Origin of the sequence: Chryseobacterium sediminis (assembly GCF_008386505.1) — a bacterium.
Classification (GTDB): Bacteria; Bacteroidota; Bacteroidia; order Flavobacteriales; family Weeksellaceae; genus Chryseobacterium; species Chryseobacterium sediminis.
On sequence record NZ_VUNZ01000004.1, the window covers coordinates 318,620 to 344,198 of the forward strand.

Genomic DNA, 25,579 nt, shown 5'->3' on the forward strand with positions numbered 1-25,579 from the left:
GTTCGTAGTATTTTTTTGCCTCATAAAATACCTCTCTTCTTTCAAAGATAATCTTTATAACCTTACCTATTTCAAATATTTTAGGATATTATACAGACTTTTGTCATGCAGAATGAAACAGGTTCAGTTTAAAAGATAAAGGACCAAATGCATTGGCATTCAGTCCTTTTATTCTTGTTTTAAAATTGATTTACTCTTAATTGGCCGTTTCAGCCATTGTTTTCTGCTTCATACTTCCTGTTTCGGAGAATCTTAAATGCCAACTGAATGATTCTTCAAGCAAATGAGGGGTGTGTCCTCCTATTTCACAGGCTCTGTCAAAATAAGATTGTAATTCTTCCTTATATTCCGGATGAACACAGTTGTCAATAATCTTTTGCGCTCTTTCTCTAGGTGCCAGACCTCTTAAGTCTGCCAATCCCACATCTGTTACCAGAATATCAACATCATGTTCTGTATGATCCGTATGAGAAACCATAGGAAGAACGTGAGAAATATTATTGCCTTTTGAAGCGGCCTGAGTCACGAAAATACTTAAATAAGCATTTCTTGCGAAGTCGCCGGAACCTCCGATTCCGTTCATTATTTTCGTTCCTCCGATATGGGTTGAATTTACGTTTCCGTAGATGTCAAATTCAATAGCAGTGTTGATGGCTATGACTCCTAATCTTCTGATCAGCCCCGGAGTATTAGAGATATTCTGAGGTCTTAAAACGAACTTTTCTTTATATTTTGAAAGATTTCCTAAGACTCTTTCGTAGCATTCTTGAGAAACGGTAATGGATGATGCTGATGCAAAGCTTAGTTTACCGGAATCTATCAGATCAAATGTACTGTCCTGAAGCACCTCGGAAAACATCGTCAGATCATAGAAATTACTGTCTTTGAATCCGGTTAGAACTGCATTGGCCACTTTACCGATACCTGCCTGAAGAGGAAGTAATCTGTCTGTAAGACGTCCCAAAAGAACTTCATTTTCAAAGAATGCAAGAAGATGTTTGGCGATAGCTGTCGTCTTTTCGTCCGGTTCTGCGATATCTGCCGGACTGTCTTTACGGTTGGTAAAGACTATGGCTTCAATTTTTTCAGGATCTACCGGAATACTTTTTCTGCCGATTTTGTTCCATGGCGCCACAATAGGAATAACATTTCTGTATGGATAATCTTCAGCCTGGTAGATATCATGGATTCCATAGACTTCTTCCGGAACTTCAGTGTTGATTTCGATGATTACTTTTTTAGCCAAAGCAGCGAAGGTTACGGAATTTCCCACAGAAGTAGTGGGAACAATGCTTCCGTCTCTTTCAATATAAGCCGCTTCGATAATGGCTACATCAATGCTCTGAAGGTTTTTGGTGTGGAGAAGTTCGGCACTTTCACTTAAATGTTGGTCGATGAAGAGAATTTCACCGTTGTTGATCTTGTTTCTTAAGATAGGATCCACCTGGAAGGGCATTCTTTTCTTTAAAACATTGGCTTCTGCCAGTTTTCCGTCGGTACCGTGACCTAGTGAAGCTCCGGTCATTAAAGTGACTTTAAGGTCTTCTGTTTTTCCTCTTTCTGCCAGTGCCGGCAAAATTGCTTTGCTGTCACCTGCTTTTGTAAAGCCGCTGGACCCAATGGTCATTCCGTCTTTAATGATTTTTACAGCATTTTCCGCTGTGGTTACTTTTTGGTGTAGACTTTCTAATCTGATTCTTTCTAACATGTAATATTGATTTTGTTTTAAACCACCATTACTTAGGATGCGTCATGAAAAATAATGATGGCTAATATGTTAACCATACCTCACAAATTTACGAAAAAAGACGCTTTAAATAAAGGATTTAAAGCGTCTTTTGTATGTATTCAGTAATACTTTTTGAATTAAAAGAAAGTATTGCTATTGTTTTATTCTAACCATGAAGTTTTATAAGAAGGATCTTCTACTTTTAATGCTTCTTCAGTGATTTTTAAAGGACGGAACGGATCTACCATTACCGCATATTCTTCTGTGAATTTTTTACCGATACTTCTTTCCATAGCACCTGGGTGAGGACCGTGTACAATTCCTCCAGGGTGAAGGGTAAAGTCCATCAGGTCAATGTGGTTACGGCTCATAAAGTCTCCTTCTGTATAAAATAATACTTCATCAGAATCAATATTAGAGTGATTGTAAGGCGCAGGAATTGCCTGAGGATGATAATCATACATTCTCGCACAGAATGAACACACTACGAAGTTGTGGCCTTCAAAATTCTGGTGAACCGGTGGCGGTTGGTGAATTCTTCCGGTAATAGGTTCAAAGTTTTTAATATTGAATTTATAAGGATAAAAGTATCCATCCCAGCCTACTACATCAAACGGATGTGTTGCGTAGATAAAATCTGTAATCTGGTTTTCTTTTTTAACTTTAATCAGAAATTCTCCTTTTTCGTCAACAGGTTCTTTGTAAGTAGGAGCAATCATATCTCTTTCGCAGAAAGGAGAGTGTTCCAAAAGCTGTCCGAATTCATTTCTGTATCTCTTCGGAGTATAAATAGGAGAGTGGCTTTCTAATACAAAAAAGACTGTATCATCAGACTTCAGCTCTACCTGATAGATGGTTCCTCTCGGGATAATAAGATAATCTCCGGTAGCGAACTCAAGATCTCCTACAAATGTTTTTAAAATTCCGGTTCCCTGATGAACGTATAAAAGTTCGTCACACTCAGCGTTTTTGTAGAAATAATCCATCGATTTTCTTGGCTTAGCCAATCCCATTTTAAGATCATTGTTCATCAAAAGGATTTTTCGGCTGTCCATGAAATCGTCTTCAGGAGTAACATTCATCCCTTTAAACATTCTTGGGGCAACGTTTTTTTCCACGGCTATTTTTGGAGTGACATCTTTCGGCTCACCGATAGATTTAATCTGTGTAGGGCGGTGGATATGATATAACAGAGAAGAAATACCATGGAAGCCTTCTGTACCGAATAGCTGTTCATAGTAAAATTTATCTTCAGGAGACTTAAAGATTGTATGTCTTTTTGGTGGGATATTTCCCGCTAGATGATATCTCATTTTACTTCGTATGTAGTTTCTCAAATTTAATCATTTTTCATGAATTGGCTTACTCTATATTTTTTCGCTAAAGTTTTGTATTTAAAAAATAATTGTTAGATTTGTCTAACAATTAGAATTTCATGAAGCGAATATTATTTTCTATTACTTTTTTATCATCATACTGTTTTGCGCAGGAGACAGACAGCTTAAGTTTGAAACCCAATAAAAGTCTGGATTCTGCCAGAGTTACCAAAAGAGAAATCAAGACAAGTAACATCGAGGATGTAGTGGTTACCGGTACTATAAAACCAATGAGCAGATCCAAAAGTCCTGTCGCTGTAGAGATCTATAGTCAGAAATTTTTTCAGAAAAATCCCACACCCAGTATTTTTGAAGCCATTGCTATGGTGAATGGGGTAAAACCTCAGTTGAATTGTTCCGTGTGCAACACAGGTGATATTCACATTAACGGATTGGAAGGGCCTTACACGATGATTCTAATTGACGGAATGCCAATTGTAAGTTCACTTTCTACCGTATATGGCTTGAGTGGAATTCCAAATAGTCTGGTGGATAGAATAGAGGTAGTAAAAGGTCCGGCATCATCTATTTACGGTTCTGAAGCGATGGGAGGGGTAATTAATATTATTACTAAAAATGCTTTGACAGCTCCTAAGCTAAGTGTAGATATGATGACAAGTACATGGAGTGAGAATAATCTTGATCTCTCCACAAAATTTAACGTAGGAAAGAATGCCGCTTCATTATTAAGTCTAAATTATTTCAGTTTTCAGGAAAGAATAGACCAGAACAAAGATAATTTTACAGATGCCACGTTACAGAGTCGAATTTCAGTTTTTAACAAATGGAATTTTAAAAGAAAGGAAAACAGGCAGGCGAGTTTTGCGATGAGATATCTGTATGAAGACCGTTTTGGAGGAGAAATGCAGTGGAACAAATCTTATCGTGGCAGTGATCAGGTTTACGGAGAAAGTATTTATACCAACAGAGCAGAGATTTTTGGATTGTATGAATGGCCGATGAAGGAGCATATTGTGACTCAGTTTTCTTACAATTATCATGACCAGAATTCATTTTACGGATCAAATCCATTTAATGCAACACAGAAAGTTGCTTTTGTTCAAACTTATTGGGACAGAAGCTTCGGAAAACATGATATCACAGCCGGACTTACTTTTAAAAGAACTTTTTACGATGACAATACTCCGGGAACATTAGCTTCAGACGGAATCACCAACGCACCGATGAAGTCTCCGATCTGGGGCGCTTTTATTCAGGATCAATGGGAAATTAATGATAAAAATACCTTGCTGCTTGGATACCGATATGATTATGATAAAGTACATCATTCTGTGCATTCGCCGAGGTTAGCATGGAAGTTTTCACCTAATCCTTACCATACACTGCGTTTCAATTTTGGAACAGGATTCAGAGTGGTGAACTTATTTACAGAAGATCATGCTGCATTGACTGGTTCAAGGGAAGTGGTGGTAAAAACTGATCTTAAGCCGGAAAGATCAGTAAACGGAAACCTGAACTATATCTGGAAAATCCCTGTAGGAAACCGTTTGGTGAATCTTGATGCTTCTGCATTTTATACTTATTTCAGTAATAAAATTGTGGGGGATTTTGATTCTGATCCCAATAAAATTATTTATGACAACCTTCATGGATATGGAATTTCAAGAGGTGCTTCCCTGAACATTGATTTTGCATTTCAGTTTCCGCTGAGTGTCAATCTTGGAGTGACTTACCTTGATGTGTATCAAAAATTTGATAATGAAAATCAAAAAGCACAGCAGCTGCATGCCCCAAAGTGGAGTGGGACGTACAATCTGACGTATAAATTTCCAAGCAATCTGACCATAGATTTTACAGGACAGTTTTACGGGCCAATGAGGCTTCCTGTTCTGCAGAATGATTATCGACCTGAGTATTCACCATTCTATTCTCTGGCCAATATTCAGGTATCCAAGAGTTTCAAATCAGGATTTGAAGTGTACTGCGGAATTAAGAATTTATTCAATTTTACACCTAAAGATCCTTTGATGAGGCCGTTTGACCCATTTGATAAAAATGTTGATGATCCTGTCAACAATCCTAATCATTATACTTTTGATACCGCATATGGTTATGCTCCAATGCAGCGTATCAGAGGCTTTCTGGGAGTAAAATATACTTTGAAATGAAAAAAATAACTTTATTTTTAATGTTAGTGCCCTGTTTTTATCTGTCTCAGATGAAGACAGGCACTTTTTCTGAATGGGAGGTTCAGCAAAAAAAAGAATCCAGACCTGTAGTGATTCATCTGTATACAGATTGGTGTGCAGTCTGTAAAATTGAATCTTATCGTTTGAGTAAAGATAAAGAACTGGTAGGAATGATGAATGAACATTTTTATTTTATCAATTTTGAAGCGGAGAAGACGAAGGAAACGATTCATTTTCAGAATCAGGAATTTGAATATCTGCAGAATGGAAATTCCGGAATTCATGAATTGGCGCTGGCATTGTCAAAGAATAAAAATCAACCTGTTTATCCTTTGTGGGTATTCTTGGATAAACATCAGAATCTGGTGTATTACCAAGAAGGGCAGATGACGCCTGAAAAAATGAAGCAGAAACTGTTGGAGATCTCTGCTTTGTAAGATATTGTTTTTTTGTTGGGAAACGCAAAGGCGCAAAGAAATTTTATAATATGCTGTTTTAAGGCGCAAGAAAATCAAAGATTTTTAGCAAGGATTAATCTATATAGTATTAGGAACACACAATTTTATCGAAGATAAAATCCTTGCGTCTTAAAAGCGGGTTAAAAGGAAATATCTTTGCGTCTTTGCGTTGTTCAACTTTAAAAGGTCTTCTTTTTATTTCCCACAGATTACACAGATCGCACAGATTTTATAGCGGGTTGAGCTTTTAAAATTTGTGAGAATTATCCCAATCTTTAAATCATTCAATTTTTAAATCTTTTAATTCTCTCCATCTGCATCTATCAATACTGCCAGTTGAATACAAGGCTCATCAGAACGGTTGCTCCACGCATGATTGGTACCTCTTTGAATGACGATATCTCCCGGTTTTAAAAGTGTTTCGCATTCTTCCATGATGAGGTAAAGCTCACCGGAAAGAATGATAATATAATCCAGTGTTGGTGTCTGATGCATCATTGGATGAGGTTCATTCTTTTTCCATTCTATTCCTAAATCTTTATCAGGCGGAACGACTACATATCGAAAGTAAGTGCCATTTTTTGGAGTTTGCGGAAATCCGGTATTGGGAATTCTGTTTTCAAATTCTAAGCTTGCCGGCATTGTTTGGGTATTCCACACATCAGAAATGATGAGTCCTGGAAAATGTTCTACAGCGTTTTCTACCTGTTGGTCTTCAATAATAATTGATTTTCCTTCTTTAATTCCTGTTACGATTCGTCTTGGTATTTTGTTCATAGATTAATGTTTCATGATAAGTTTATGACCCTGGGTCTGATTATTTTTTAAAATAGAGTGTGCCTGCAGAACTGTGTTCAGAGAAAGGTTTCCTACGAGTTTATGTTGTGGTGGAAGAATAGTTTCGTTCTCAATGAGTTTTTTTATTTCCAGTAAACTGTTTTTATAATATTCGTATTTTTTAATCATACCATAGGTATAATTGGAGATATTCATGATCAGCGTTCCTTTATTGAAAAGAACTTCGTGGGCATCTTTATTAACCAAAGCTGTTACGTCTACGTAAGTGCCGTTAATTTTTAAAACATTAGCAGTCACTTCTGACATGTAATTTCCTACGAGATCAATTCCATATTCAAAAGGCTGATCATTATTGGCTTTTAAAAGGTTTTCAATAAGATTTTCATCTTTGTAATTAATGATTTGGTGGTTTTTTAATCCTAAATTGCAAAGCAGTTGTCTATTTTCTTCACTGCCAACGGTTGCTGTGACCTGTCGGATATTATGTGCCAATAAAAGTTTGATCAAAAATGAGCCAACGCCTCCGGCTGCACCAGTGACAAGAATTGTATTTTCTGGATTTAATTTCAGACGGTTAAAGATCTGCAAAGAGGTGAGTCCTGCAGAAGGAATAGAAGCCGCCTGTTCAAACGAAATATTTTTTGGTTTAAAAGAAACAATAGCTTCAGGAACAGCAATATATTCGGCATAAGTACCATTGCTTCCCATGGAGCCGCTGCCACAATAGACCTCATCACCAATCTTAAATTCTTTAACTTCGGAACCTCTGTCAACAACAATTCCGGATAATTCTCTTCCTAATATGGGAGAACTGATCAGCTTCCGTTCCAATTCATTTTCCAGCATTTGGTAGTCTATGGGATTGAAACCGCTTGCTTTAATCTGAATTAAAACTTCATGGTCTTTAGGTTTGGGCTGTTCGGTAAAACCATCTTCCAGATTTCCGTTTTTATTTAAAATAACTGCTTTCATATGTTTTGATTTGATACACAAATGTAAAGAGGGAATAGTTTATATTTGCTACTAGTTAACTAATGGTAACTAGTTACCTTCATGAAACTATTATGGCAAAAATTATTGAAAACGGCATCGAAAGAGAAGCCAGCTGTACTGAAGAATTGTTCGCAATGCGGGACAGTCTAGATGTTTTAGGAGGAAAATGGAAACTGATGATCTTACGGTATCTGACCAACAGACCTGATCAGATGATTCATTTTAAAAAGCTGGAACGCAATATTGAAGGAATCTCTGCAAAAATGCTGAGCAAAGAATTGAAAGAACTGGAAACCAATCTTCTGATCACAAGAACTATTCAGGATACAAAACCTATCACTGTAACGTATGCTGTGACTGAATATGGGAAGTCTGTTTTTCCTGTGACGGAAACATTGGTGAACTGGGGAATACTTCATAGAGAAAAGATCAAGGAATCTATGAATTCTTCGGAATCTTAGACTTCCAATAAAAAATCCTCAGACCCGGAGTAGGGTTGAGGATTTTAAGAATGCTAAATTGTATCCTTATATTAATTTTTATCTAGCCACGACTGTACGAGTTCAGAATGTTCTTCCACCCATTCTTTGGCAGCTGCTTCTTTATTTTTACTCTGTTCCATCTGAACTAAAAGATCAGCCATATTGGTATCATCAAAATGGATTTTAGAAAAGAATTTTGCCAATTCCGGATGATCTTTACCAAAGCTTTTTCTTGAATATGTTTTAATTTGTTCTGATTCTCCAAATATCTTTTTGGGATCATCAAGAAACTTAAGCTTCATTTTACCAAACATCCAGTGGGGCTGCCAACCCGTTACCACAATCCATTGTTTACGTTGTATGGCATTTTGCAACTCGGTGATCATGGCAATGGTAGAGGAATTGATCTGCTGATAATCCAGTTGATAATCAATAATCGCTTTATCAGTTCCGGTGGTTAATCCTGCCCCTTTTTCAATTCCGATAATTCTGTGATTGAATTGATCCTTATGTTGATTAAGTTCTTCAATAGAATTAACAGGAACATATTCCGGAACAACCAATCCTATACGTCCGTTATCATAATTGGTTCCAAGATGAGTTAATCCCGGAAATTTAGCAAGCTTTTTAGCATGCGTGTAAGGAAGCCAGACCCCCATGAAAAGGTCTGTATCTTCATTATTCATCGAAGCCAGAATCATATCTGTAGAGGCTTTTTGAATAATTACATGATAGCCCTGCTGGTCCAGAATAGCTTTTACAACATGGGTCATGGCAACATCTTCCGCCCAGCCATCTACCATTCCGATGGTGATATATTTAGAGTTTTTTATATTTTCACACGAATTTAATGTGGCAAATACCATCATTAAAACTGGTAAAAACAGATATTTTAATTGTTTCATCTTATTGCTTTTTCTTTACAAATCCCTGGGTAATCCTGTCTAGGATAATGGCTAAAATCACAACGGATAATCCACTTTCAAATCCTAATCCGATATCCAGATTATTAATTCCTTCCAGTACTTTTTCTCCTAAACCACCCGCGGCAATCATTCCTGCAATCACTACCATGGATAATGATAAAAGTATGGTTTGATTGATTCCGGTCAAAATCGTTTTCATCGCTAAAGGAAGCTCTACTTTAAACAAAATCTGACGGTTGGTTGCTCCAAAAGCTCTGGCTGCCTCCACAATGTCTTTTGGAACGGCTTCAATTCCCAATGCTGTTAACCGTACCGCGGGCGGCATTGCAAAAATGATGGTTGCAAAAGCTCCGGGTACTTTACCGATACTGAAAAACAGTACGGCAGGAATCAGATACACAAATGCCGGCATAGTTTGCATTAAATCAAGTAAAGGGCGGATGATTTTGTCTGCTATTTTGCTTTTAGCTGCCAGAATTCCGAGAGGAATAGAAAGGATAAGAGCAGTAATGGTTGATACAAAAATAAGTGCCAGTGTTTCCATGGTTTCTTTCCATAATCCCATTAAAAAGATTAAACTCAATCCGGCAGCAGTTACTACCGCAATACCTTTTCCTGCTTTCCATAGCGCCAGTAATGTAAAAAAGAGAATGATTACATAAAAGGGTGTGTTTGTGAGAATCCATTCAATTCCCATGATAGAGGAATTTCCTACATGTTTTATAACATCAAATACAGGTTTCCCATTTTCTGTGAGCCAATTGATTGCAGTTTCTACATATTGACCTATATCTATAGTTTTATTCATCTTATTGGTTGTTTGCGATTTCTTTTAATTCAATAATTTCTTCTTCGTTAAACTTGGTTGCTTCTATGACAAGAGATAACTGGGTGACAAGGCCTAAAAATTTGTTGTCCTCATCAATCACGGCGATGGCTGATTTACTTCCGGAAATCAACGGCAGCATTTCTTCTACTGTAACTTCAGGATAGACCGAAGGAACATTGCTGTTGATAATTGATTCTACTGTAGGTTCTTTCTTTTTGGCAATTCGGACCACATCGTTAAGGGTTACAAAGCCCAGAAATTTATTTTGAAAATCTACTACAGGTAAATTTTCTAATCCGGTTGCTCTCATTTTTCTTAAAGCTCCTTCCGGACCATCTTTTCTGAATCGTACCACGGTGGCTTTATCAAACATAAGAGATTTTGCAGTGATAATTGTTTTACGGTCTACTTTCTCTACGAAAGCTTTCACATAGTCGCTGGCAGGATTGGTTAAAATATCCTCGGCGGTTCCTATCTGTTCTATGACACCGTCTTTCATAATGACGATACGGTCTCCGATTTTAATAGCCTCATCCAAATCATGGGTAATGAAGACAATGGTTTTTTGTAATGTATTCTGCAGTTCAAGCATCTGATCCTGCATTTCAGATTTTATCAATGGATCCAGTGCAGAAAAGGCTTCATCCATTAGTAATACTTCAGGATCGTTGGCCAAAGCTCTTGCCAATCCTACTCTTTGCTGCATCCCTCCTGAAAGTTGGGAAGGATATTGGTTTTCAAAGCCGGTTAATCCTACAATATCCAGTGCTTTCTGTGCTTTTTCATCCCGGGAAGCTTTGCTTTCTCCTCTTATTTCCAATCCGAAACCTGCATTATCCAAAATAGTATGGTGGGGCAGTAATCCGAATTTTTGAAATACCATACTCATTTCCGTTCTTCTTACTTCCAGAAGTTCCTTATTGTTTTTGCCGGTAATATCATCGTCATTGATGTATACTTTTCCTGACGTGGGCTCATTCAGCCTGTTGAGGCAGCGTAATAAAGTAGATTTTCCGCTCCCTGATAATCCCATGATGACAAAAAATTCTCCTTCATAGATTTCAAAACTTGCTTTGTTGATTCCAATGGTACAGCCTGTTTTTTCAAGAATTTCTTTTTTGGAAAAGCCTTTGTCTAAAAGTTCCTGTGCTTTTTCTTTGTTTTTACCAAAAATAATAGTCAGATCTTCAACTTTAAGTTTTACTTTTCTACTGTTCTCATTTTTTTCCATATTCAGAATTTTTGAATTAATAAATCGTATAAAAAATTGTACACCAATTCATTATACACTGTTGGTTTTAGTTGTTCTGCTGATGACGATAGGATAAAATAATTTGTTAAGCTTATAATGATAAAAGCTTTTAACAAAAAAATAGGTACATACAGACCATTTGGCCATATGTTTATTTTTTAATATTTCAATTAGATTATACTCTAGAAAAAGAGTGTATCATGTAAAAAGAAGTTAATCTTTTACATAGATTCTACAATTAAATTACTGATGAGGTAATTACAGATATGTGTACTGAACAACTTGAATTTCTGCATTTCATCAAAATACAGATCATCGTAAAAAACCTGTGTATCAATTTTTTATGACGATGCAAATTTACGAATTATATATTAAATGGATTTTTTTGGACGTAAGAAGCTGGTTTTAAGTCTGGTTATGGAATGAGAGGGTTTACCGTAATCTGTTCCTTTTATTATTAAAGATAAGGGAATATTGATACGATATATTGTAAGAGGATGATTACAGTATAATCAAAGAAATTACTTCAGTAAAACGGCAATAATTGCTAATATTGCGGGCAGTGCCTGTACAAAGAATATTTTTTTTGTAGCAGAAATTGCTCCGTAAATACCAGCCACTGCTACACAACCTAAAAAGAATAATGCCACATTAGTCTGCCATTGCGGATCTTTGATTAAAAATGACCAGATGAGTCCGGCAGCCAGAAAACCATTATAAAGTCCCTGATTGGCAGCAAGTCCTTTGGTGGGTTTAAACATTTCTGCAGGCAAAGCAGCTTTGAATACTTCTTTTCCTTTTGTTTCCCAGGCAAACATTTCCATCCACAGAATGTAGATATGTTCTATTGCGACTAAGGCGATCAAAATTTTTGCAACAATGTCCATGATTTATTGTTTTTTGGAATTGTAAAACTAAAAAAATAAAGTTAAGTTTGAGTATTAATTCTTACAATGGATCCATTCAAAGCACATTTAAATAAATTTATTACCATCACTGATGAAGAATATATTTCTATTGTATCATTTTTCGAGGTATTGAATGTAAAAAAGAAACAAAATCTGGTGCTGGAAGGAGAGGTCTGCCGAACGATGTATTTTGTTGTGAAAGGATGCCTGAGAAAGTTCTTTATCAATGAAAAAGGGGTAGAGCAGACTACAGAATTTGCCATTGAAAACTGGTGGATTACAGATACATTTGCTTATGAAAGACAGATACCAACAGATTTTTCTATACAGGCAGTGGAACATTCTTCTATTCTGGTAATTGATCTGGAGCGTCAGGAAGAATTGTTAAAAAAACATCCTGCCATGGAACGGTATTTCCGGATGATCTATCAAAGAGCGTATGCCGCTTCAGAGCGTAGAATCCGTTATTTATATGAAATGTCCAGAGAAGAACTTTATATGCATTTCAGTACCTTATATCCATGGTTTATTCAAAGAATTCCTCAATATCTTATTGCTTCCTTTTTGAATCTTACTCCGGAATATCTGAGTGAAATCAGAGCAAAATTACGATCTTAAACCAGTTTAAGATTTTTACGGATTATAAGTCGGAAATTTGTCATGTTATTAAAAGCCAATACAATGACAGATACAAAAAATCAATTTCCACAGCTATTTTTAAGACTTGCTCTTGCTGTAACTATGCTTTCTGCAGTGGCAGACCGGTTTGGATTATGGAGCAAAGAAAATTCATCATGGGGAAATATGGCGAACTTTGAAGAATATACAAGACAGCTGACGTTTTTTCTCCCGGAAACAATGAGTACGTTTTCAGCATATGCCGCTACTTTCTTCGAGATCCTTTTTCCATTGATGCTTATTGCAGGGTTTAAAACTAGAATTGCAGCGTATGGAAGCTGTATTCTGCTGTTGATTTTTGCCATATCCATGACTATTGCTTCAGGGCCTAAAGCTCCGCTCAACTATTCTGTATGGGTAGGAAGTGCAGCCGCTCTTTTATTGGCAGTACAACAACATTATTCTTTAAGTATAGATCAATTAACCAAAAAATAATAATATAATGAGCGCAAGATTAAATATTGCAACAGTAGATTCAGCAGCTTATAAAGCGATGATGGGATTAGAAGGGTATTTACAGACAACTTCTTTAACACACATTCAGAAAGAATTAATTAAGATCAGGGCTTCACAGATTAATAAGTGTGCTTTTTGCCTTGATATGCACACAAAAGATGCGATTAAGTATGGTGAAACTCCTCAAAGAATTTTCATTCTGAACGGATGGACGGAAGCAAAAGAATTCTTTACAGAAGAAGAACAGGTACTTTTGGCAATGACAGAGGAAATTACGCTGATTAGTCAAAACGGATTAACTGAAGAAACGTTCCAAAAGGCAAAATCATTCTTTGATGATAACCAGATCGCTCAGATCATTATGGCTATCATTACAATTAATGCATGGAACAGAATTGCAGTGAGTACTCATCTTCCGATTGCAAAATAATGAAGTAATGAAGCAGGGAAATGAAGGTGGAAGTTGATGAAGCCTGCATCATCTACGGATATTTACTTTTTACCAAACGGCCTTTCAATTTTGAAAGGCCGTTTTACTATAAGATGCAAAGTGACAATGTAACACAGTTTAGGTATTATTCTAAAAATAAATTCTAAGGTTCATTTTATTTTTTAAACCAGAATTACATTGTCTCTCTGTTTCTCGGATATAAAAGTTGTTTGAATTTTACCCAACCACAAAAGTCACAAAAGGTTTCATTTTAATCCACTTGAGTTTGCTTAAGTAAGTTTAAAATGAAACCGCATAAAAGTTCACACAAGATGAAAACCAAAGATTTTCACAAAACTTAGGTGTACTTATTACGCATAAGGTCCGGTTCTGAAAAAAGTTAAGTATTTAAAACTTTTGTGCTTAAAATAATGAGTATAAAAGTTTAAACAACCTGATACTGTAAGCATTTAATTTAATAAATTGCTACAGGATTTACATTCACCTGAGTAGAACCTACGTATAAAGGCTGTCCCAATACGAATAAAAATTCCCATACTTTTTGTTTAACCAATGGACGGCTATCAATGAGTTCCAGGTTATAAATTCCTTTTTTAGCCAGCATAAACTGGTTGATAGGGAATTCTTCTTTACTTTTCGGATTAGGATAGACTTCAGAAGCCCATGTGTCTCCTCCAAAAGCTACGATTCCCTGGTCGGCAAGCCATTTTGCAGCATCCATTCCGATGCCCGGTTCCGTTTCTAAGAACTGTTGATTGTTTTTACCGATCAATTCAAGCCATCCGGTATTGAAAAGAATGATGTCTCCTTTTCTTAGGGTAAGTCCCTGTTTCTTTAAAACAGATTTGATATCTTCTACCGTAAATTCTGTTCCTCCAGGTACAATTGCTTTACCATAATGTGCAGTCATATCAAGCACTACACCTCGGGTTACGAAAGGAGGTACTTTTTCCACACCCAATTTTTTTACGCCTTCTACGGTTACAAAATCTGTCGCTTTATTTCCGTTATAGTAAATGTTGTCAATACCGATGTGTCCGATACCGTTCAGCTGTGTTCCCACTCCCGTCCATCCGTTGACCAGTTCGTCATTGAAGGTGAATTTATTAGGACCTATGCTTTTTCCACCCTGTTCTCCAGGCTGAATATTGTATAAATTGAAGCTTCTGTGTCTAAAGGCTGGAAGATTTTTATCAATAGGAACTGCAAGAGCTAATGTTTTACCTTGTTTTACTAATCCAAGGGCTTGTTTTACAACTTCAGGAGTCAGTAGATTAGCGGCTCCGATTTCGTCCTGCGCTCCGTAAGCAGATGGATACCATGATTTATCTTCCGGATTTACAAGGGTCTGGGCATTTAAAGAGATGCTGTTGATAGTCAATAAGGTTGCTAACCCGAATATTTTAATCAGATTATTTTTCATTTTTATGAGGTTTGAGGTTAAGGGGGAGGGAAGCGGAATGCTGGAGGAGGGAGGTTATATTATTGTATTGATAATTAAAGGGATTCTATTATTCTGTAGGTAACAATGAGATTCCTCCTTCGTCGGAATGACAATTGAAGTTAAATTGTAAACCAATCCATTTATTATCCGATATCAATAGCTTACCCCTTCCGGCGTTTACATTAAATTTCGCTCAAAGCTGAGTTTATGAAGCTTAATTCTTCCTGAGAAAGATCAATAGACATTGCTTTTGCATTTTCAATGGCTTGCTGTGCATTTCTGGCTCCTGCCAATATTACGGTAATTGCCGGCTGTAGAGTAGTCCATCTTAATACCAGCTGAGAGAGACTGGCTCCTTTTTCCTGTGCAATAGGTTCAATTTTTTCTAAGAAAGTTTTCACTTTATTCAGATCAAACTGTGAGAAATATCCGTTTCTGTGGTCGTTGTCTTTTAATTGGTTTTCTTTGAAATATTTACCGGTTAAAAGACCTCTTTCCATTGGACTGTATACGATAATTCCTGAATTGTTTTCCAATGAATAGGGAACAAGATCGTTTTCAATAGCACGGTTCAGCATACTGTAAGAAACCTGGTTGCTGGCAAGCTTTAAAGTTCTGTTAGCTTCTTCCATCTGTGCCACGCTATAGTTACTTACTCCTGCAGTACGGATTTTTCCCTGTTGAATTAATAACTCCATAGCTTCCATAGTTTCGGAGATAGGCGTTGTGCTGTCGGGCCAGTGGAGCTGTAAAAGGTCAATATAATCTGTTCCTAATCTTTTTAAGCTTTCTTCAACTTCTTTGATGATGTTTTCTTTGGAAGCTAATTTATATACGGGAATTGTTTTTCCTTCATCTTCAGCATCAAAGAAAAATTCTCCTTTTCCTTTATTACTTCCGTCCCATACCAATCCGAATTTTGTTAAAAGCTGGATTTTTGAACGGTCTTTTCCTTTGATCGCTTCACCAATCATTTCTTCACTCAATCCGAACCCGTAGAATGGTGCTGTGTCGATAGAAGTTACTCCATGATCCAATGATGCATGAATAGAATTGATAGAATCCTGCTTTTCATTACCTCCCCACATATTTCCTCCGATTGCAAATGCTCCGTGTGTGATTGCTGATAATTCTAAATCGGTATTTCCTAATTTTCTGTATTCCATTTTGTTATAAAATTGTTATGTAAACCACCCCGTCAAAAATTCTTTGAATTTTCGCCACCCCTCCAGAGGAGGGAAATTCTCGATGTTTCAATTGTAGTATCATGAAAATCAGATATTTTCAAAAACTTAAGTGTTCTTATCAACAGTCTGTATTATAACTTTATTTACTTAAGTGTTTAAAACTTTTGTGACTTTTGTGGTTAAAAATTATTTGTTATTTATTTAATTCTTTTAAAATAGCTTCTCCAACGCTCTTTGCAGATTGAGGATTCTGTCCTGTAATCACTCTCTGATCAGCTACTACATGGTTCTGCCAAAGTCCTGATTTTTCAAATTGCGCTCCTCTTTCTTTCAGTTTGTTTTCTAATAAAAAAGGAACTACATCCGTTAATTTTACTTCAGCTTCCTCTTCATTGGTGAAAGCATTGATTTTCTTTCCGTCTACAAGGTATTTCCCATTATTCAGTTTGATATTCACAAGACCTGCAGGACCATGACATACACCTGCTACAATACCTCCGTTTTCATAAATTTTTGAAGCGATATCTGCCAGTTCCTTATTGTCTGCAAAATCCCACATGGCTCCATGTCCACCTGCATAAAATATCGTTGAATATTCTTTCGGGTTCACCTGAGATGGGGTCATAGAATGGTCAATTTTGTTCTTGTATTCTTTGTTTTCCCAAAACTCTTTGTTTACAGGGTCTTTCAAATCAAATCCGTCCACCGGAGGAGTTCCGCCTTTCGGGCTTACAAAGTCAATTTCATATCCTGCTTTGTGAAGAACTTCCCATGGGTGAGAAACTTCTCCCAAATAATATCCTGTATCTTCACCAGTACTTCCTTTTTTATCGTGGCTGGTTACGACAAATAAAATTTTCTTTTTCATATTTTTTGATTTTTTGGTTTGTGCCTGAGCGAATCCTATTGTGAAGATTGCCAGCATTAAAAACGCTAATTTTTTCATGATTAAATGATATTAGTGATATAAATCTGTGGTTTTTCCTGAAGCTTTTCATCTACCAAAGCCCCGAAAGCCTGGATGTAAGGCTGTTGATTGTGCTGATCCAGCCCTTCTTTACTCTTCCAGATTTCATAGAAAACAAATTCGTTTTTGTCTTCAATTCCCTGATGAAGGCTGTAAAGCTCACATGCTTCTTCTTTTATTGTCTCTTTTACCATATTCTGAAGAACTTCCAGTACTTCTGTCTGATGTTCTTCTTTAGCTTTTATAATTGCTGTAAGGTGAATTTTCATATTAAATAAAATTTTCAATTGAGTTATAGATAGGTTTCCAATCCAGTTCTGTTCTGGCTTTGTCTGCATTACATCTGCTGTTGGATGCAAAGCCGAAGTATCCGCCCGCAGGACCGAAATTATCAACCGCATCCTGTATGCTTAAAGATTGGCCTGGTTCCAGATTATATTTTTTACTGATAATTTCTGCAATGTTTCTTAAAGATGAAGCACCGTTTTCTGCATAATAGATAGAACCTCCTTTTGCTTTTTCCAGGGCCAGTACATACAAATCTGCCAAATCTTCAATATGTAAGTTGGACCAGATATTTTCCCCTTCTCCAAAATAAACACCGTGTCCTTTTTTCTGAGAAAAATTAACCAAAGCCGGAATCTGGATACTGTCTTTTTTTATTCCCAGACCTTCTCCATAAACCATAGTAGGAACAATAACGATACTTCTTATATCTTTTTGAACAGACTGAAGAACATAATTGTTGATAAGTACTCTTGAAGCCATTTCCAGTCTTGGAACCAGAGGGAAGTCTTCTGTATACACAAAATCACTTCTCTTTCCATTTTCCTTTCCACCGAAAATAGCAGATCCGGAAGTAAATATGAATGTTTTATGGCTTCCTTCCATTGCTTTGATGAAATTATCCACAGCATAAGCATCATCGGCAGAATCAGCATTATGGATTACAACATCAACATTGGCAACAGCTGTTTTTATAAGATCTTCATTGTGAATATTCCCAATAATGGTTTTGATACCCAGTGATTCCAGTTCCTGTACATGAGCTTCGTTACGAACTAGTCCGGTTATTTCATAATTTCTGTCAAGCAGTTTTTTAGCGATACTACCTCCTATATAGCCGGTAATACCTGTAATCAGTACTTTTTTCATGATACTAATTCTGGTTTTAATTCTTTTTCAAATACATTTCTTACATGTTCTCTGTAAAGCTTCATATCACGCTCTATATTGGCATTCTTCTCTACATCATGGAAGTGAAAACTTTCCATTTTCTCTAATGAAACAAAAGCATTCATTCTATGGAAACCAAATAACGGTCCATCATCTACACTTGTTTCACTGAAAAATTCTCCGGGAAGCGTGAAAGCTGTTGCAGGAGCATTCCAACTTGTAGTCAGCATATATTTTCTGCCGCCAAGCATTCCTCCAGTTCCGTAGTTGATTTCTGGATTCTCAGCATTTCTTCCGTCACTCATATAAATTCCTTTTGCATGACCTGCTGTGAAAACTTCATCAATATATTTTTTCAATCCGTTCGGAAGCTGGAACCACCAGATAGGAGTATGATAAATGATGTAATCTGCCCAGACGAACTTTTGCACTTCTTCATTTTTGTCATAATTTTCACTTACATTGGTGATTTTTACTTCTACATTATCAAATTCTTTAAGAACTGCTAATGTATTTTCTGCGATAGTCTGATTATATTTTCCTCCGGAATGTCCGAAATTTTGTCCTCCGTTGATGATTAGTACTTTTTTCATTTTTTTATGATTGTTTAAATTTTACTCTGCAAAGTTAGGAGGGATGTTTGTATAATAAAAATAATATAAATTATAGTGAAGTATTATTTTAATTATAGTTTAATTGGTTCGGGATTTAGAGTTTAAAGTGAATAGTGAATGGTCAATTCGCTTCGCTTGTGAATTTTTGTGAGCATGCTGATTTCACGATTGACTTTGCGCAGCAAAAATTCACCATTGTCCATTTCTCTTTTTCATGGTAAAATGTCATATCATATCTGAACTGAGATTCCCTTCTGTCATGTAAATTTGTTTAACAAATTGAAGGATAATGATACAGATCGCGGTTTTTAGTGATGTACATGGAAATCTTCCTGCTTTGGAAGTAGTGTTGAAAGATATTGAGCGGAGAGGAATCAGACAGAAGTTCTGTTTAGGAGATCTTGTGGACTTTGCTCCTTGGGGAAACGAGGTTATTGAAAAAATCAAAAGTCTGAATATTCCCTGTCTGATGGGAAACCATGATGAAAGAATTGCCTTTGATATCCCTGTTGTTCCTTTGTCCAAGCATTCAGAAGAAGAAACGAATGCCCGATTTATAGCTATTGATCATTCTAAAAAACATATTACAGAAGAGAACAAGAAATTTTTATCAGAGTTGCCTTTTCATTTAAAATTAAACTATAAAGTAGGAGAGAAGCACTGGAATATTCAATTGGTTCATTCCGGTCTTGAAAGTAATGATACGTATCTCTATGAATCAGAAAATGATGAGGTTTTTGAGGATATGCTAAAAGACTCTGGGGCTGATGTTGTGGTGATGGGGCATACCCATCTATCGTTTAAAAAACAATTTGAAAATAATGAATGGGCTGTCAATTGTGGTTCTGTAGGCCGTTCTAAAGAAGAGAACAGACTGGCTTCTTATGTCATATTCACTTTAGATGAAGAAAAAATTACTCCAGAAATTATACAATTATCATATCCGATTGATGAAACGGCCCGTGGGATAAAGGAAAGCGGGATTCCGGATTATTATGCTTCCTTTCTAAAGAATGAAAATATATTAATATTATAATTATTTTGTAAATTTGCATCAGAATATTAATAATTAAATCATGGTCAATTTAGAATGGTATCGTACTTTTAAAGCGATTTATAAAACCGGAACATTGACGGGCGCTGCGGATGCTTTATTCATATCACAGCCGGGAGTGAGCCTGCATTTGAGTTCATTGGAAGCTTATGTGGGTTACAAACTATTCGATAGAACCGGTAGAAAAATGATCCCCACAGAACGAGGGAAAGTATTATTTAATGCCGTTGCTGAGCCTATTACCAAACTGGAAGATGTAGAAAAAAACTTTCAGAAATCTACAGAAAAGCATACCCCTACCATTAGCGTGGGAATGTGTTTTGAAACTTTTCAGACGACTTTGGAGCAGTATGTTTCTTCATTGCCTTTTAATCTGATTATCAGTTTTGGAGAATATCCGGAAATGCTGGATCAGCTGGATAAAGGAATTCTGGATCTTATCATTACGCCGAAAAAAGGTTCTTCACCCAATATCGAACATGAAGCATTCTCTTCCGAGCAGATCGTTCTGGTAGGAGGGAAAGATGTGGATAAAGCTGCTTTCAATAAATTGTTAAAAACAAAAGATATAGAGCAGATTGAAGAATGGCTGAAGAATGAAAAATGGTACGGAACCACCGGAGATATGGAACATCTTTTTCAGTTTTGGATATTGAATTTTGGTCATAAGCCCAATTTCCGCCCCAATTATATTGTTCCCAACATGAACTCAATCATTCGTTGTCTGAAAGGTGGAACAGGATTGGCAGTTGTTCCTGATTTTCTATGCAGAAGCGATATAGAAAGCGGTGAAGTTCAGTTAATCTGGGAAGGAAAGAAGAAATTTGAAAATACATTATACTTCGGATGTCGTAAGAAAACCAATTATCAGACTGAAATTGAACATATTAAAGGTTTATTTCGTAAGGTGATGAACTAGTAAAATCATATCTTTCATCTGTAAACCGTTTTCATAAATAGGAACTGGATAGTTTTTAATAAAAAAATCTTTCAGAATTCCATTTTTGGTGAATCCGTTTTTCTCATAAAATCTGATCTGTTGGAATCCGGTATCCGACGTTCCGACAGTCAGTGTTTTATAATGATTTTCTTTGGCAATTTCTTTTGCTTTATCCATGAGAATCCCTCCGATACCTTTGCTTCGGTAACTTTCAATCACAGCAACATTTTTAATTTCAAGCTCACTATTGCTTTTTTTGTACAATGCCATCACCGCAATATTTTCGATGTCGTTATGTAAAAGATAGATATCAGATTTGAAAATATATTGATTGATTGCTTCTTTGGTTTCATCTGCCAACAACAAAAGATGATAAGGAATCTCCGAATCAGAATGTAATAGATTGAAAGTAAAATTTTCCATTTACAGACTCATATGAATAAGTGGATAATCCTTTCCTGAGCTATCTTTTTCTGATCTTCCAATCTTTTTGAATCCCATTTTTTCATAAAACCCGATGGCTTGAGGGTTTTGTTCATTCACATCCACTTTGGTAAGACCGGTTTTTTCTTTCATAAACTGATAAAGAGTTTTTCCGTAGCCTTTTCCACGAGTGTCATTATGTATGAAAAGCATTTCCAGATTGCCTTCGGCTACGGATGCAAAACCTTTAGGTTCATTGTCCTCAGTAATTAAATAAACTTCTAAATTAGGCAGATAATCTCTCGGAATAACTTCTTTAAAATAATTGAAATCCTCTTCTGCAAGAAAACTGTGAGTTGCTTTTACAGCCGATTCCCATATTTCCATAATTGTCGGATAATCTTCTGCTGTGGCCAGTCTGATATTTTGTAACATGATTTTTAACTTTAAACAAAAATAGATAAAATAGTATTGGAATACCAGCCGGACCGTAAATCAACAACCGGCAATTAACAAAAAAAACTAGCAGCCAGCAACAAAAAATAAAAAATTGAAAGCAGGAATTACCTCATTACGTACCCATTTTTTAAGGCAAACAGTAAAATTGGTAGGCTGAGTTTTCGATTTTTTGTCGCAAATTTGTTTATCACTTTATATTAATAACTAAAATAAAGATTTATGCAAAAGAAAACCTATGCAGGACAGCCTGTGGTAACTTTAAATAACGGAGTGGATATTCCTGCTTTAGGCTTTGGTGTATGGCAGATGGAAGACCTGAAAGAATGTGAAAATGCTGTAATCAAAGCTATTCAGAGCGGATATAGAATGATTGATACTGCTGCTATTTATCAGAATGAAACTGCTGTAGGAGTGGGGGTAAAAAATAGCGGTGTAAACAGAGATGAACTGTTTATCACATCAAAAGTATGGGTTCAGGATCATGGGTATGAAAAAGCGAAAAGTGCTTTCCAGAGAACGTTGGACAGATTACAGATGGATTATCTTGATATGTATCTTATCCACTGGCCATACGGAGATTTTCTGGGAACATGGAAAGCTTTGGAAGAGCTGTATCAGGAAGGAAAGATTAAAGCTATAGGCGTATGTAATTTCACGGTTGAGAAACTTGAGGAATTAAAGGCTAATTCAACAGTGCTGCCAGTTATCAACCAAATAGAACTACATCCGGTATTCCAGCAAAAAGAATTGCAGGTGTACGACAGAGAAAATAATATCATAACACAGCCTTGGAGCCCGCTTGGAAATGGTAATGCCAACCTTTTAAGCAACCCTGATCTGAGAGCGATTGCTGAAAAATATGGTAAAACTGTGGCTCAGGTAATTCTAAGATGGCATCTTCAGGAAGGATTCGTAGTGATTCCAAAATCTGTGACACCGTCGAGAATTGAAGAAAACTTTAATGTATTTGATTTTGAACTTACAGAAGATGAAATGAATACCGTTCGTTCTTTAGATACAGGAAAAAGATTATTCTTTGATCCTAAAGATCCTGAATGGGAGCAAAAAATGCTGAATTCCGTAGCGGATATTTAATCTTCAGATTGATCAATAAATAATTCCCGCAGTTTTCATGAATGTACAGATTAGGAATCTGAGTTATTGTGAAACCTGTGGGATTTTAAATTAATAATACTCCATGACTGCACAAGAATTCATAGAAACACTCTCGTTATTCAAAAATGAAAAAGAACTCAATAAAGCTGAGAAGTTTTTCAAAGGAAATGACGGGATTACAAAAAGCTTCGGAGTGAAATTCGGAGATGTTTTTAATATGGCTAAAGAGTTTTCTGCAATGTCTTTGGAAGAGGTCAACAAACTTCTTGACAGTGATTTCTATGAAATAAGAATGGGTGCGGTGAGTATTATGGATTTTCAGGCCAGAAATAAAAAAACGACTGAAAATCAGAAAAAAGACCTCTTTGATCTGTATTTGAATCGTCATGACCGTTTGAACAACTGGGATTTTGTAGACAGGGCCGCCAGAAGTATTATTGGGGAATATCTTATAGACAAACCCAGAGATATCTTATATAAGCTTGCTTATTCCGAAAGTCCATGGGAAAGAAGGACAGCCATTGTAAGCACTCATGCCTTTATCAGGAAAAATGATGCAGAGGATACTTTTGCTATTGCAGAAATTCTTGTTCATGACCCGAATGAACTGGTAAATAAAGCGGTAGGAAGCTGGGTAAGAGAAGCCGGAAAAAAAGACAAAAAGAAATTACATGATTTTCTTACCACATATGTGAAAACCATGCCTGCTGTTACATTTTCTTATGCCACGGAGAAGCTTGATGCAGAATTAAAGCTGTACTATAAAGAACTCAGAAAAGCAAAATAAATCTTACTTTGTTCAATGGGTAATAGATGTTGATCAACAACCTTAAACTCAAAAAAACCTGAACTTTAAACTATATTCTGAGCAATATCATGTCATTGAACAGAAGGTGTTGTCTCATTCTTCGTACCTTTTTAATAAAAAATAATTCTTATGTTTTGGCCGGATACAATCAGTAAAAAACTGGGGATACAATACCCTGTCATTCAGGCTCCGATGTTTGGAGTGAGTACAGTACAGATGGCTGCTGCAGCTGCAGAAGCAGACTGTCTGGGTTCACTGGCACTGGCTGATCTTTCTGCGGATCAGTCTGTAGAGCTTATCAGAGAAATGAAAAAAATGACGGATAAACCTTTTGCTGCGAATATTTTTGTTCATCACATTCCTGAAGTGACGGATGTTTTAAAAGAAAAGTTTGTCAAAACAAAGCATTTTCTTGAGCATCTGGCCGAAGAAAATAATATTGAAGTAGCATTTCCTGAACTTGAGATGATCAGTATAAATGGTTATCATGAGCAGGTGGATGCCATCATTCAGGAAAACTGTAAAATTTTAAGCTTCACATTCGGAAATCTGGATGATCAGAGTATTCAGAAATTAAAAGAAAACGGCGTTACCCTTATTGGAACCTGTACGTCTGTAAATGAAGCTTTGCAACTTGAAAAATCGGGTATTGATATTATCTGTGTTCAGGGAATAGAGGCGGGAGGCCACAGAGGAAGTTTTGAAGCAGAGCATATTCCGCAGATCGGAGGGTTATCTTTACTGTCACAGGTATATGATCATGTGAATGTCCCTTTAATCTATGCAGGAGGAATTTATGGTGCCAGGACATTACAAGCCGTTAAAGATTTAGGAGCAAAGGGTTTTCAGGTGGGTAATCTTTTATTGGCTTCACAGGAAAGTGCTTTACAGCCTTTTGAAAAGGAAAGACTGAAAAAAGTGAAGGAAGAGGAAATTGTTTTAACGAAGAGCTTCTCCGGAAGATATGCCAGAGGAGTGAAAAATCACTTTATAGAAACGGTTGAAAACTCAGAATATATTTTGCCCTATCCTTATCAGAACAAATTGACCAATGTATTGCGTAAAGCGGCAAAATCTCAGCAAAATTCTGATTTTGTAGGAATCTGGGTAGGGCAGTCTATCCATCCTTACAGTGAACTTTCTACAGAAGAAATTTTAAAAAATCTGATCAAAGAATGTGAAAGATAGATCAATATGTTTTCAATTTGCTGTTAATTTTCTATTTTCGTGAAATATAAAAACTAAAATCAACGAAAATATACATGAAATTTTCAGAGGGAATTCAGAGATCACTTCCGTTCGGCTACCTGTTTCTTGTCGTAATGGGAATATTAAAAGAAAGTGTCTTCTATTACCAGATAGGCATTAATATTCTAAAATATTCAACAATCATGGACATTCTGATCAGTCCAATTGCTACCTTAACTGCTCATCCGGTAATATTGATTGCCCTCATTGGTATCATTGTATTTTCATTTGCTTTTCCGTCCTATTTATCAAAACAGGCCAATAAAAATAAACGATGGGCATTACAAATGGCTTCTCTTAAAGAACATGAAACTATGAGTAAGGAAGCCATTGAAAATCATTTTACCAATATGTTCGTAAGATTCCTGGCCATGATGCTATTGTCTTTCTTTGTGGGAATTGGGATAGGTGAAGGGATGACATTAACAAAAAGAATAAAAGAGAACAAGCTTAAATATGACTATAAATTAAATTATAGTGATGAAAATTCTGAACTGGTACATCTGATAGGATCAAACAGTATGTATTACTTCTATCTGGCAAAAGGAAACAAAACGATAAAAATCTCGCCGGTAGGATCTATAAAAAGTATTGAGCTGATCAACAACAAAAGATTGAATAATTAGAAATAACATTGAATAAAAAAGCTTCAGAAAT

At 36.2% G+C, this 25,579-nt stretch carries 28 protein-coding genes; 12 read left to right on the forward strand and 16 right to left on the reverse strand.

Features of this window, described 5'->3' with window-relative positions; translation table 11 throughout:
• Positions 1-196: 196 nt before the first annotated feature.
• Positions 197-1,708: a succinate CoA transferase gene (locus tag FW780_RS19535; RefSeq protein WP_149835295.1), complete on the reverse strand. Its 1,512-nt coding sequence runs from the start codon at positions 1,706-1,708 to the stop codon at positions 197-199.
• Positions 1,709-1,890: 182 nt separating this feature from the next.
• Positions 1,891-3,042, reverse strand: coding sequence for a homogentisate 1,2-dioxygenase (locus FW780_RS19540; protein WP_149835296.1), 1,152 nt, complete (start codon positions 3,040-3,042; stop codon positions 1,891-1,893).
• 122 nt (positions 3,043-3,164) lie between these two features.
• Between FW780_RS19540 and FW780_RS19545 the strand changes: the two genes are divergently transcribed.
• Positions 3,165-5,234: a TonB-dependent receptor plug domain-containing protein gene (locus FW780_RS19545; protein WP_174774480.1), complete on the forward strand. Its 2,070-nt coding sequence runs from the start codon at positions 3,165-3,167 to the stop codon at positions 5,232-5,234.
• Positions 5,231-5,692: a thioredoxin fold domain-containing protein gene (locus FW780_RS19550; RefSeq protein ID WP_149835297.1), complete on the forward strand. Its 462-nt coding sequence runs from the start codon at positions 5,231-5,233 to the stop codon at positions 5,690-5,692. The genes FW780_RS19545 and FW780_RS19550 overlap by 4 nt, the downstream gene beginning before the upstream one ends.
• A 321-nt stretch (positions 5,693-6,013) precedes the next feature.
• Here FW780_RS19550 and FW780_RS19555 read toward each other — a convergent pair whose 3' ends face one another.
• Both FW780_RS19555 and FW780_RS19560 read right to left on the reverse strand, forming a co-directional pair.
• Entirely contained in the window at positions 6,014-6,490 is a 477-nt protein-coding gene (locus FW780_RS19555) for a cupin domain-containing protein (RefSeq protein ID WP_149835298.1), read from the reverse strand.
• A 3-nt stretch (positions 6,491-6,493) separates the two neighbouring features.
• On the reverse strand, positions 6,494-7,483 hold the full coding sequence (locus tag FW780_RS19560; RefSeq protein ID WP_149835299.1) for an NADP-dependent oxidoreductase: 990 nt from the start codon (positions 7,481-7,483) through the stop codon (positions 6,494-6,496).
• A gap of 92 nt (positions 7,484-7,575) precedes the next feature.
• On the opposite strand from FW780_RS19560, the gene FW780_RS19565 reads away from it, so the two are divergent.
• Positions 7,576-7,965: a winged helix-turn-helix transcriptional regulator gene (locus FW780_RS19565; RefSeq protein WP_149835300.1), complete on the forward strand. Its 390-nt coding sequence runs from the start codon at positions 7,576-7,578 to the stop codon at positions 7,963-7,965.
• A gap of 71 nt (positions 7,966-8,036) precedes the next feature.
• Here the strand turns inward: FW780_RS19565 and FW780_RS19570 are convergent, their stop codons facing one another.
• The 4 genes from FW780_RS19570 to FW780_RS19585 form a co-directional block, all read right to left on the reverse strand.
• The gene (locus tag FW780_RS19570) at positions 8,037-8,891 is read right to left on the reverse strand and encodes a glycine betaine ABC transporter substrate-binding protein (protein ID WP_149835301.1); all 855 of its coding nucleotides are present in this window, start codon (positions 8,889-8,891) and stop codon (positions 8,037-8,039) included.
• Position 8,892: 1 nt separating this feature from the next.
• Positions 8,893-9,720 carry an ABC transporter permease gene (locus FW780_RS19575; protein WP_047382701.1) on the reverse strand — a complete coding sequence of 276 codons (828 nt, stop codon included), beginning with the start codon at positions 9,718-9,720 and terminating at the stop codon, positions 8,893-8,895.
• Between the two features lies 1 nt (position 9,721).
• Positions 9,722-10,972 (reverse strand): quaternary amine ABC transporter ATP-binding protein, encoded by a 1,251-nt coding sequence (locus FW780_RS19580; protein ID WP_149835302.1) that lies wholly within the window; start codon positions 10,970-10,972, stop codon positions 9,722-9,724.
• Between the two features lie 542 nt (positions 10,973-11,514).
• On the reverse strand, positions 11,515-11,880 hold the full coding sequence (locus FW780_RS19585; protein WP_047382705.1) for a DUF1304 domain-containing protein: 366 nt from the start codon (positions 11,878-11,880) through the stop codon (positions 11,515-11,517).
• A gap of 66 nt (positions 11,881-11,946) precedes the next feature.
• Between FW780_RS19585 and FW780_RS19590 the strand changes: the two genes are divergently transcribed.
• The 3 genes from FW780_RS19590 (at position 11,947) to FW780_RS19600 (ending at position 13,465) form a co-directional block, all read left to right on the forward strand.
• Positions 11,947-12,519, forward strand: a complete 573-nt coding sequence (locus tag FW780_RS19590; protein ID WP_149835303.1) for a Crp/Fnr family transcriptional regulator — start codon at positions 11,947-11,949, stop codon at positions 12,517-12,519.
• 63 nt (positions 12,520-12,582) lie between these two features.
• Positions 12,583-13,014: a DoxX family protein gene (locus FW780_RS19595; RefSeq protein ID WP_241676949.1), complete on the forward strand. Its 432-nt coding sequence runs from the start codon at positions 12,583-12,585 to the stop codon at positions 13,012-13,014.
• A 7-nt stretch (positions 13,015-13,021) separates the two neighbouring features.
• On the forward strand, positions 13,022-13,465 hold the full coding sequence (locus FW780_RS19600) for a carboxymuconolactone decarboxylase family protein (protein ID WP_149835305.1): 444 nt from the start codon (positions 13,022-13,024) through the stop codon (positions 13,463-13,465).
• A 475-nt stretch (positions 13,466-13,940) separates the two neighbouring features.
• Here the strand turns inward: FW780_RS19600 and FW780_RS19605 are convergent, their stop codons facing one another.
• From FW780_RS19605 to FW780_RS19630, 6 genes are all read right to left on the reverse strand, one after another.
• Entirely contained in the window at positions 13,941-14,909 is a 969-nt protein-coding gene (locus FW780_RS19605; RefSeq protein ID WP_149835306.1) for a cyclase family protein, read from the reverse strand.
• Between the two features lie 203 nt (positions 14,910-15,112).
• Complete coding sequence (locus FW780_RS19610) at positions 15,113-16,096, reverse strand: aldo/keto reductase (protein WP_149835307.1); 984 nt, start codon at positions 16,094-16,096, stop codon at positions 15,113-15,115.
• A 214-nt stretch (positions 16,097-16,310) separates the two neighbouring features.
• A complete protein-coding gene (locus FW780_RS19615; RefSeq protein WP_206669039.1) occupies positions 16,311-17,063 on the reverse strand; it encodes a type 1 glutamine amidotransferase domain-containing protein in 753 nt (250 codons plus the stop codon).
• Between the two features lie 2 nt (positions 17,064-17,065).
• Positions 17,066-17,353, reverse strand: coding sequence for a putative quinol monooxygenase (locus FW780_RS19620; protein ID WP_149835308.1), 288 nt, complete (start codon positions 17,351-17,353; stop codon positions 17,066-17,068).
• Position 17,354: 1 nt separating this feature from the next.
• The gene (locus tag FW780_RS19625) at positions 17,355-18,239 is read right to left on the reverse strand and encodes an NAD-dependent epimerase/dehydratase family protein (RefSeq protein ID WP_149835309.1); all 885 of its coding nucleotides are present in this window, start codon (positions 18,237-18,239) and stop codon (positions 17,355-17,357) included.
• The gene (locus FW780_RS19630) at positions 18,236-18,853 is read right to left on the reverse strand and encodes an NAD(P)H-dependent oxidoreductase (protein ID WP_149835310.1); all 618 of its coding nucleotides are present in this window, start codon (positions 18,851-18,853) and stop codon (positions 18,236-18,238) included. The genes FW780_RS19625 and FW780_RS19630 overlap by 4 nt, the downstream gene beginning before the upstream one ends.
• Before the next feature lie 310 nt (positions 18,854-19,163).
• Between FW780_RS19630 and FW780_RS19635 the strand changes: the two genes are divergently transcribed.
• Together FW780_RS19635 and FW780_RS19640 are read left to right on the forward strand one after the other, a co-directional pair.
• Positions 19,164-19,910 (forward strand): metallophosphoesterase family protein, encoded by a 747-nt coding sequence (locus FW780_RS19635; protein WP_149835311.1) that lies wholly within the window; start codon positions 19,164-19,166, stop codon positions 19,908-19,910.
• A gap of 40 nt (positions 19,911-19,950) precedes the next feature.
• Entirely contained in the window at positions 19,951-20,847 is an 897-nt protein-coding gene (locus tag FW780_RS19640) for a LysR family transcriptional regulator (protein ID WP_149835312.1), read from the forward strand.
• On the opposite strand, the gene FW780_RS19645 is transcribed toward FW780_RS19640, so the two are convergent.
• Positions 20,824-21,291, reverse strand: a complete 468-nt coding sequence (locus FW780_RS19645) for a GNAT family N-acetyltransferase (RefSeq protein ID WP_149835313.1) — start codon at positions 21,289-21,291, stop codon at positions 20,824-20,826. The genes FW780_RS19640 and FW780_RS19645 overlap by 24 nt on opposite strands.
• On the reverse strand, positions 21,292-21,726 hold the full coding sequence (locus FW780_RS19650; RefSeq protein ID WP_149835314.1) for a GNAT family N-acetyltransferase: 435 nt from the start codon (positions 21,724-21,726) through the stop codon (positions 21,292-21,294).
• A 243-nt stretch (positions 21,727-21,969) separates the two neighbouring features.
• Here FW780_RS19650 and FW780_RS19655 point away from each other — a divergent pair, with 243 nt between their 5' ends.
• The 4 genes from FW780_RS19655 (at position 21,970) to FW780_RS19670 (ending at position 25,548) form a co-directional block, all read left to right on the forward strand.
• Positions 21,970-22,845, forward strand: coding sequence for an aldo/keto reductase (locus FW780_RS19655; RefSeq protein ID WP_149835315.1), 876 nt, complete (start codon positions 21,970-21,972; stop codon positions 22,843-22,845).
• A 103-nt stretch (positions 22,846-22,948) separates the two neighbouring features.
• Entirely contained in the window at positions 22,949-23,653 is a 705-nt protein-coding gene (locus tag FW780_RS19660; protein WP_149835316.1) for a DNA alkylation repair protein, read from the forward strand.
• 150 nt (positions 23,654-23,803) lie between these two features.
• A complete protein-coding gene (locus tag FW780_RS19665) occupies positions 23,804-24,862 on the forward strand; it encodes an NAD(P)H-dependent flavin oxidoreductase (protein WP_149835317.1) in 1,059 nt (352 codons plus the stop codon).
• A gap of 74 nt (positions 24,863-24,936) precedes the next feature.
• Complete coding sequence (locus FW780_RS19670) at positions 24,937-25,548, forward strand: hypothetical protein (protein ID WP_149835318.1); 612 nt, start codon at positions 24,937-24,939, stop codon at positions 25,546-25,548.
• Positions 25,549-25,579: the final 31 nt, after the last annotated feature.

Excerpts from the sequence above, each read along its gene's own strand:
- FW780_RS19550 (WP_149835297.1), top strand. The coding sequence starts at position 5,231 with ATGAAAAAAATAACTTTATTTTTAATGTTAGTGCCCTGTTTTTATCTG.
- FW780_RS19555 (WP_149835298.1), bottom strand. The coding sequence starts at position 6,490 with ATGAACAAAATACCAAGACGAATCGTAACAGGAATTAAAGAAGGAAAA.
- FW780_RS19655 (WP_149835315.1), top strand. The coding sequence starts at position 21,970 with ATGCAAAAGAAAACCTATGCAGGACAGCCTGTGGTAACTTTAAATAAC.
- FW780_RS19650 (WP_149835314.1), bottom strand. The coding sequence starts at position 21,726 with ATGTTACAAAATATCAGACTGGCCACAGCAGAAGATTATCCGACAATT.
- FW780_RS19570 (WP_149835301.1), bottom strand. The coding sequence starts at position 8,891 with ATGAAACAATTAAAATATCTGTTTTTACCAGTTTTAATGATGGTATTT.
- FW780_RS19575 (WP_047382701.1), bottom strand. The coding sequence starts at position 9,720 with ATGAATAAAACTATAGATATAGGTCAATATGTAGAAACTGCAATCAAT.
- FW780_RS19545 (WP_174774480.1), top strand. The coding sequence starts at position 3,165 with ATGAAGCGAATATTATTTTCTATTACTTTTTTATCATCATACTGTTTT.
- FW780_RS19535 (WP_149835295.1), bottom strand. The coding sequence starts at position 1,708 with ATGTTAGAAAGAATCAGATTAGAAAGTCTACACCAAAAAGTAACCACA.
- FW780_RS19595 (WP_241676949.1), top strand. The coding sequence starts at position 12,583 with ATGACAGATACAAAAAATCAATTTCCACAGCTATTTTTAAGACTTGCT.
- FW780_RS19600 (WP_149835305.1), top strand. The coding sequence starts at position 13,022 with ATGAGCGCAAGATTAAATATTGCAACAGTAGATTCAGCAGCTTATAAA.
- FW780_RS19590 (WP_149835303.1), top strand. The coding sequence starts at position 11,947 with ATGGATCCATTCAAAGCACATTTAAATAAATTTATTACCATCACTGAT.
- FW780_RS19645 (WP_149835313.1), bottom strand. The coding sequence starts at position 21,291 with ATGGAAAATTTTACTTTCAATCTATTACATTCTGATTCGGAGATTCCT.
- FW780_RS19620 (WP_149835308.1), bottom strand. The coding sequence starts at position 17,353 with ATGAAAATTCACCTTACAGCAATTATAAAAGCTAAAGAAGAACATCAG.
- FW780_RS19615 (WP_206669039.1), bottom strand. The coding sequence starts at position 17,063 with ATGAAAAAATTAGCGTTTTTAATGCTGGCAATCTTCACAATAGGATTC.
- FW780_RS19670 (WP_149835318.1), top strand. The coding sequence starts at position 24,937 with ATGAAATTTTCAGAGGGAATTCAGAGATCACTTCCGTTCGGCTACCTG.
- FW780_RS19540 (WP_149835296.1), bottom strand. The coding sequence starts at position 3,042 with ATGAGATATCATCTAGCGGGAAATATCCCACCAAAAAGACATACAATC.
- FW780_RS19610 (WP_149835307.1), bottom strand. The coding sequence starts at position 16,096 with ATGGAATACAGAAAATTAGGAAATACCGATTTAGAATTATCAGCAATC.
- FW780_RS19660 (WP_149835316.1), top strand. The coding sequence starts at position 22,949 with ATGACTGCACAAGAATTCATAGAAACACTCTCGTTATTCAAAAATGAA.
- FW780_RS19585 (WP_047382705.1), bottom strand. The coding sequence starts at position 11,880 with ATGGACATTGTTGCAAAAATTTTGATCGCCTTAGTCGCAATAGAACAT.
- FW780_RS19635 (WP_149835311.1), top strand. The coding sequence starts at position 19,164 with ATGATACAGATCGCGGTTTTTAGTGATGTACATGGAAATCTTCCTGCT.
- FW780_RS19625 (WP_149835309.1), bottom strand. The coding sequence starts at position 18,239 with ATGAAAAAAGTACTGATTACAGGTATTACCGGCTATATAGGAGGTAGT.
- FW780_RS19580 (WP_149835302.1), bottom strand. The coding sequence starts at position 10,972 with ATGGAAAAAAATGAGAACAGTAGAAAAGTAAAACTTAAAGTTGAAGAT.
- FW780_RS19630 (WP_149835310.1), bottom strand. The coding sequence starts at position 18,853 with ATGAAAAAAGTACTAATCATCAACGGAGGACAAAATTTCGGACATTCC.
- FW780_RS19665 (WP_149835317.1), top strand. The coding sequence starts at position 23,804 with ATGTTTTGGCCGGATACAATCAGTAAAAAACTGGGGATACAATACCCT.
- FW780_RS19640 (WP_149835312.1), top strand. The coding sequence starts at position 19,951 with ATGGTCAATTTAGAATGGTATCGTACTTTTAAAGCGATTTATAAAACC.
- FW780_RS19605 (WP_149835306.1), bottom strand. The coding sequence starts at position 14,909 with ATGAAAAATAATCTGATTAAAATATTCGGGTTAGCAACCTTATTGACT.
- FW780_RS19565 (WP_149835300.1), top strand. The coding sequence starts at position 7,576 with ATGGCAAAAATTATTGAAAACGGCATCGAAAGAGAAGCCAGCTGTACT.
- FW780_RS19560 (WP_149835299.1), bottom strand. The coding sequence starts at position 7,483 with ATGAAAGCAGTTATTTTAAATAAAAACGGAAATCTGGAAGATGGTTTT.